This is a genomic window from Rhodococcus sp. (in: high G+C Gram-positive bacteria) (assembly GCF_049286785.1).
In the GTDB taxonomy this organism is placed as follows: Bacteria; Actinomycetota; Actinomycetes; order Mycobacteriales; family Mycobacteriaceae; genus Rhodococcus_F.
The window spans coordinates 1-6,539 of the sequence record NZ_JBAQEO010000148.1 but is presented as its reverse complement, the minus strand read 5'-3'; the positions used below and the strand labels follow the sequence as shown (position 1 = coordinate 6,539).

General features: G+C 67.5%; 6 protein-coding genes and 1 pseudogene. 3 read left to right on the top strand and 4 right to left on the bottom strand.

Annotation, left to right across the window (positions count from 1 at the left end):
* Window positions 1-195: pseudogene (locus WAW17_RS05995) on the top strand (hypothetical protein); the annotation flags it as partial.
* 72 nt (window positions 196-267) lie between these two features.
* On the opposite strand, the gene WAW17_RS05990 reads toward WAW17_RS05995, so the two are convergent.
* The 3 genes from WAW17_RS05990 to WAW17_RS05980 all read right to left on the bottom strand — a co-directional run bounded on the left by WAW17_RS05990 (window position 268) and on the right by WAW17_RS05980 (window position 4,374).
* A complete protein-coding gene (locus WAW17_RS05990; protein WP_422332091.1) occupies window positions 268-567 on the bottom strand; it encodes a DUF4193 domain-containing protein in 300 nt (99 codons plus the stop codon).
* A gap of 444 nt (window positions 568-1,011) precedes the next feature.
* Window positions 1,012-3,405: a glutamate--cysteine ligase gene (locus WAW17_RS05985; protein ID WP_422332090.1), complete on the bottom strand. Its 2,394-nt coding sequence runs from the start codon at window positions 3,403-3,405 to the stop codon at window positions 1,012-1,014.
* 201 nt (window positions 3,406-3,606) lie between these two features.
* A complete protein-coding gene (locus WAW17_RS05980; protein ID WP_422332089.1) occupies window positions 3,607-4,374 on the bottom strand; it encodes a putative protein N(5)-glutamine methyltransferase in 768 nt (255 codons plus the stop codon).
* 332 nt (window positions 4,375-4,706) lie between these two features.
* Here WAW17_RS05980 and WAW17_RS05975 point away from each other — a divergent pair, with 332 nt between their 5' ends.
* Complete coding sequence (locus tag WAW17_RS05975; RefSeq protein WP_422332088.1) at window positions 4,707-5,126, top strand: DUF732 domain-containing protein; 420 nt, start codon at window positions 4,707-4,709, stop codon at window positions 5,124-5,126.
* 99 nt (window positions 5,127-5,225) lie between these two features.
* A complete protein-coding gene (locus WAW17_RS05970; RefSeq protein ID WP_422332087.1) occupies window positions 5,226-6,191 on the top strand; it encodes a pirin family protein in 966 nt (321 codons plus the stop codon).
* A 27-nt stretch (window positions 6,192-6,218) separates the two neighbouring features.
* Here the strand turns inward: WAW17_RS05970 and WAW17_RS05965 are convergent.
* Window positions 6,219-6,539 (bottom strand): hypothetical protein (locus WAW17_RS05965; RefSeq protein ID WP_422332086.1); only part of this gene is annotated, 321 nt, incomplete at its 5' end.

The following is a 6,539-nucleotide window of genomic DNA, read 5'->3' as shown; positions in this document are numbered from 1 at the left end:
GGTCCGCGCGTCGACCACGTGAAGATCGGTGTGCTCACCGGGTCCGTCGTCGCAGCCGTCGTCGCCTCGTTCGTCCTGCGCATCCGCAATCGCGCCTACCGGCGAATCTCCGAGGAGGAGTTGATCGACGCGGACGGAGACGGCATTCCCGACGTCTTCACCGACAACGGCACCGGCCCCGGCACCGGCGGCTAGATGTTGCGGAACGGCAGCGAACAGCCGTCCCGCACGATCCGCCTCGACCGAGCACAGAAATGACCGGATCCGTCAGATGCAGTCCCGGCAAATCATCTGCCCGTTCTCGTTGCTCGCGAGACGGGATCGATGATGGACCAGGAAGCAACTGCTGCACGTGAACTCGTCTGCCTGCTTCGGCAACACCCGAACGGTGAGTTCCTCACCGGAGAGGTCGGCACCCGGCAGTTCGAACGACTCGGCGGTGTCGGTCTCCTCGACATCGACGACGGACGACTGTGCGTCGCTCCTTCGTGCCTTCAATTCTTCGAGCGAGTCCGCGGCGAGTTCGTCGTCGACGGTAACCCGTGGTGCGTCGTAGTCGGTTGCCATGACTTCCTCCCTTAGGCTCAGGTTCCCCTGCCGTGTTTCCGCTCTTTGCGGGCCACGATTGCATGACAACGTGCCACTTGCCCGTTTTGTTCCCGATCCCAAAACTTGGTACGCGGGATTGTGGTAAGTCGGGTATGGGTACCCCCGGGAAGGCAAATGAAGGGCGGGAACACGATGACCGATGATCACGGCGAGGTGGAGAATCCGACCCCGAAGCCGGACCCCACACGACCCGAGCCCCTGCCCCCGTCGCCGCCCCCCATGCCACCCCCGGCGCCACCACCCGTACCTCCGGTGCCGCAGCCACCACCCGTGCCGCCGACACCGGCGCCGCCGCACCCGTATCCACCCGAGCCCGGACCCGAGCCGCCGCCGCCCGAGCCCGGACCTCCGCCGGTGCCCACGCCGCCCGAACCGACGCCGCCGTTCCCGCCCCAGATGGGTTCATGAATCGTCGTCGAGACCGGTGAGCGCGACGAGGGTACGTACGCCGAGCATCATGGCGCGTTCGTCGAGCGTGAAACCGGGTTGATGGAGTTCATGACGAGGGCTGCTTCCGTCCCACACTCCGAGCCGGGCCATCGCACCCGGCACCCGTTCGAGGTACCAGGCGAAGTCCTCTCCGCCGCTCGACTGTCCAGCCTCCCCCAGATGCTCGAATCCGACGACGGATTCGATGGCGTCCCGCAGGTCGGTGGCGCAGTCCGGGTCGTTGACCACCGGCGGCACACCCTGGTGATAGGACAGTTCGTAGCGCACCAGATAGGGCGCGAGGAGATCCCCTACTGCCTTCGTGACGAGCGGCTCGAGAGCGGCCCACGTGTCGCGGGACGCGCTGCGCAGGGTGCCCACCAGTTCCCCCGACTCCGGCACCGAGTTCCCGACCTGCCCGGCAGCCACCTTGCCCCACGTCAGGACCGTTGCGGTGCGGGCATCGATACGCCGGTCGAGCACCGAAGCCAGACCGGTGACGAGCACCGCGCCCGCGTGAATGAGGTCGCCGGTCAGATGGGGGCGCGCCGTGTGGCCGCCTGCCGACCACAGGCGCACACTGACCGCCGCATTCGACGAGGTGATCGGCCCGCTCCGGGTGGCGAGACTTCCCACCTCTAGTCCCGGGTCACAGTGCAGCGCAAAGATCTTCGACACGCCGTCGACAGCGCCGGCGGCTATGGTGTCGACCGCTCCGCCGGGCGTGGTCTCCTCCGCCGGCTGGAAGATCAACCGCACACGCGTCCGGGGCGGGTTCGCGACGAGTACGGAGGCCGCGCCCATGAGCATCGCGGTGTGGGCATCGTGACCACACGCGTGTGACACGCCTGGCACGGTCGACGCGAAGTCGAGTCCGGTCGCCTCGGTCACCGGCAGTGCGTCGAGATCGGCCCGCAGCGCGATGCACTCGCCTGCCCGGGGGCCCAGATCGCACCACAGCCCCGTACCGCCGGGCAACATCACGGGATCGAGGCCGAGCGCCGTCAGATGATCACGCACCACACCGGTGGTGCGTCGTTCCTCGAACGACAGCTCGGGGTGGGCGTGCAGGTCTCGCCGCCACATGACGAGTTGCCTCTCCCCGAATCGCGGAGCGCCGGTCCAGGGCGGCTGGGGCGGAACCCGCCTGGCGGTCCGTGGCCGGTGGTGCGGCAGACTTCTCACCTGGGGAGCAGGCGGTTCCGGCACCGGCTGCTCCGCTCGGGAAGTGCCGGCGGCGGCGGTCTGCGTCTCGCGGCCGGCTGTCTCGGCCAGCAGCTGATCCACCACGTCGGTCAACCGCCCGCGGCGGCCCAGCGCCCGGCGCTGGCGCGCCGCCGAACTGCCGCGTGCCAGCGCCAGGGCACAGAGATCCGTCACGGTGTCCCAGTCACCGGACTCCTCGAGCTGTGGACGCAGCGAGGACACCAGGCCCTCGACCATCTCACCGGCAGGGCGCGGCGCGGCGACCGTCACGTCGATGAGGTCTTCCTCCAGACCCGAGCGCGCCGCACGCCACAACGCCGCACGGGTCAGCGCCCCGGCCACCGTGAGGCCGGGTTCTCCGGCCTGCAGTGCAGTCACCTCCCGCTCCACGAGCGCCCGGAACAAGCCGGCGATCAGCACAACCGTGTCCAGGCACGGACAGCTGTCGCACACGCGCAATTCCAGAGTCGGAAGCTTCGCCGACGGACGGACATCGAAATAGACCATGCCCGGGTCGCCGATCACTCCACTCGATATGAGATCGGCGACCATCGCGTCGTACTCGGCGGCCGACGAGACCGGCGGTGCCGGCCCGGCGGTGGGCCAGCGCAACCACAGCAACGTTCTCCCGCTCGCATAGCCGGTGTCCGAACCGTCCTCCCGGAACGGCGAACTCGCACTGAGTGCAAGCAGCACAGGCAGGTACGGGGCGAGCCGAACAGCCACTCGCACGGCCTCGTCCCGATCGGGTAGGTCCACGTGAACCTGCGTGCCACAGATCAGCTGCTCCCGCGCCAGCACCTGATAGTCGGCCAGCATGCGCCGGAACCGGGGAGAACCCGTCACCTGCATCTCTGCGGGCAGGGCCAGCGGCACCGCCCCCGCCGCTGCCACACCGATTCCGAGTACCTCGGCCGCCTCGACCAGCACACGCCGATGCCGGTTCAGATCCGAACGCAGGTTTTCGAGGTCGGTGTACACGCCGCTGTTGATCTCGACGACGCACCGCTGCAGTTCGTCGACGTACGCGGAGTCCGGTAACCGCGAGAGCAGTTCCGGCGCCCGAGTGGTGAGACGCCGGGTCTTGATGTCGATGAGGTGAAATTCCTCCTCGACCCCCACCTTTCGGGGGCTGCTCTTTCGGGGGCTGCTGTTGAGCACTGTTTCAGTCTCTCTACTGTGCGGAGGCGCCCTCGGTGTTGTCGGCTCGCGCATCGACGAACCACGCATGAGCGTCCTCGGCGCTCTCGATGTCCTTCGTGTCCACTACTTCACCCTGGCGATTTATCACTCGATGCGTGGCCATGCGTCATGTGTTCCCCACGCACGCGGCTCTGAATCATGTCTCAGAAGCCTGCGCCGTCACCCGTCACTCGTCACCGCACCTGTCCCGATCACGACGTGGGCGCCCAATTCCTCGGAATCGACCACGCGCGTGGACAAACCGCCGCGAACGAAGGCTTCGGCGGTCTGCGGGACCTGACCTTCACTGGTCTCGATCAGCAGGTGACCGCCCGGTGCCAGCCACTGCGCCGCCCCAGCGATGACCCGGCGCTGAACCTCGAGCCCGTCTGCACCGCCGTCGAGCGAGACCAGCGGCTCGTGGAGCCGGGCCTCCGGCGGCAGGAGCCTGATCACCTCCGTGGGTACGTACGGGGCATTGGCGACGAGGACGTCCACGCGACCCCGGAGCTCGACGGGTAGGGGTTCATAGAGATCTCCCTCGAACACCCGGCCACTGTCACCGAGGTTGCGGCGGGCACACACCACGGCTGCATGCTCGATGTCCGCGGCGTACAACTCGAGACCGTCGACCGCTGACCCGATCGCCATACCCACCGCACCCGAGCCGCAGCACAGATCGACGACGACGGCGCCCGGACGCACGAGAGCAACGGCACGTTCGGCAAGGAACTCCGTGCGGCGCCGTGGCACGAACACCCCCGGGTCGACCTGCACCGCCATTCCACAGAACTCCGCCCAGCCGAGAACGTGCTCGAGGGGCAGGCCGGCAACGCGGCGGTCGACCATGGAGACGAGTTCACCCCGTGTCCGAGCGGTCGAGACGATCAACCGGGCCTCCTCCTCGGCGAAGACACAACCGGCGGCGCGAAGCCGGGAGACCACCATCTGTTCGGAGCAGACCGCGGAAGAAGGTGCGGAAGAAGGTGCGGAAGAAGAAGAGGACGACGCAACTGACATGAGAGAGCCTTTCGGATTGCCCATAGGCGCTCCCTCGCTCACGTCACGACGGTTGGACCGCACGATCGCGGGGCGGGAGCACCCTTTCTGAACCGACGAACACGGGTCTCACCTCCTCACAAATCTTCTGCTGGAAAAGGCAACACTACCCGCCGCCGATGGCACGGGACAGTCGATTGCCAGACGCCATGATGGCCGTTGCGGTCACCCGACCGGGTTACGATCGTCGCCGTCCAGCCCCGAAAGGAACTCCACACCCCATGCGCCGCCGCACCCTCGCCCTGACCGCCCTCACCGTCTGCTCAGCCGCAGTCCTGACTGCATGCGGCGGTGACGCCGAGAAGTCCTCCCCGGAGACGACCCCGGCCGCCGCGGCCGAATCCGCCGAGGTTCGAACCACCGCCGCATCCGCGCCCGGAAGTCGCGTCTTCGCCGTCGCGGACGATCCCGACACGGCCGCCGACTACCTGGCGTACCTGAAGTCGATGAATCTGCCTGTCGCCGACGGGGAGACTGCGGTGCACCAGGCCGGCGAGATCTGCACGGCGCTCGACGCGGGCAAATCGCTCGACACGGTGCGTGAGCAGTGGGCGTCCACGCTGACCGAGGACGGCGTCTACTACTACATCATCGGGGCCATCACCCGGTACTGCCCGGATCACGAGAGCGTCCTCAACTAGCTGTAATTCCACCAGTCGGCGGAATACCTGCGCACGGGGTGACGTTGCACTCGTACAGTAGTTGAAGAGTCAATTACCCCGAGTGCGAGGAGACACCCCATGCCTGCCGTGACGGTCGACAACATCCTTACCCTGCCGCGTATCGACGCACCCGCTCCCGGCGCCGTCGACCGCCCGATCCGCTCGCTGACCACCGCCCCCGTCGGATACGAGGGCGAGGGCTTTCCCGTGCGCCGGGCCTTCGCCGGAGTCGATCTGTCGGCACTGGACCCGTTCATCCACATGGACCAGATGGGCGAGGTGAACTACGCACCCGGCGAACCCAAGGGCACGCCCTGGCATCCGCATCGGGGATTCGAGACCGTCACCTACATGATCGACGGGATCCTGGAACATCAGGATTCCAACGGTGGCGGCGGCACCATCGGCGGCGGCGACACCCAGTGGATGACCGCAGGCGGAGGGATCCTGCACATCGAGTCGCCGCCCGAGCACCTCGTGACGAGCGGCGGACTGTTCCACGGCGTCCAACTGTGGGTGAACCTGCCCCGGGACAACAAGATGGCGGCGCCGCGCTACCAGGACATCACAGGACGGAAGGTGGCGCTGCTCTCCTCCCCCGACGGCGGTGCACTCGTTCGGGTGATCGCCGGCGAGGTGGACGGACACCACGGACCGGGTTCGACGTACACCCCGATCAGCCTGGTGCATGCCACCATCGCGCCCGGCGCGACCCTGACCCTTCCGTGGAACCCGGAGTTCAACGCGGTGGCGTACGTTCTCGCAGGACAGGGCCTGGTGGGTTCGGAGCGCAGGCCCGTGCACATGGGGCAGACCGCCGTGTACGGACGCGGCGACACCGTCACCATCGCCGCCGCGGACACCCAGGACTCGAGGACTGAGTCGCTCGAGGTGTTCCTGCTCGGCGGCAAGCCGATCCGCGAACCCATCGCCATGGCCGGACCGTTCGTCATGAACACCAAAGCCGAAGTGCTCCAGGCATTCGACGATTTTCAGGCCGGTCGGCTGGGATCGATTCCCGCCGCGCACGACAGGCCGAGTTAGTCGACGATCTCCGGCGCGGCCCGAGTTCTACGGCCGCGTGATCTTCGCGTCGATGCGGTGGATGCGCAGATCGTCGTGCGGAATGCGGAACGTCTCGATCACCCGGACGGTGACGAGAGTGCGTCCGAAGAGGCCGGCGTCCAGGAGGTAGTCGGCTGTCACGTTTTCGCCGTCGATCGAGAAGGTGCAGTCGCGAACGGCCCGGATCAGCCGGAACTGGGGACCACCGGACAGGCTGCGGCGCAGATGCTTTCCGGAGAACGCCGTCTTCAGCCCCGCCTCGTACCGGACTGCCCGAGGATCGATGGGTACCGAGTTGCCGTCGTGACCCACCAATGCGTCCAGGTA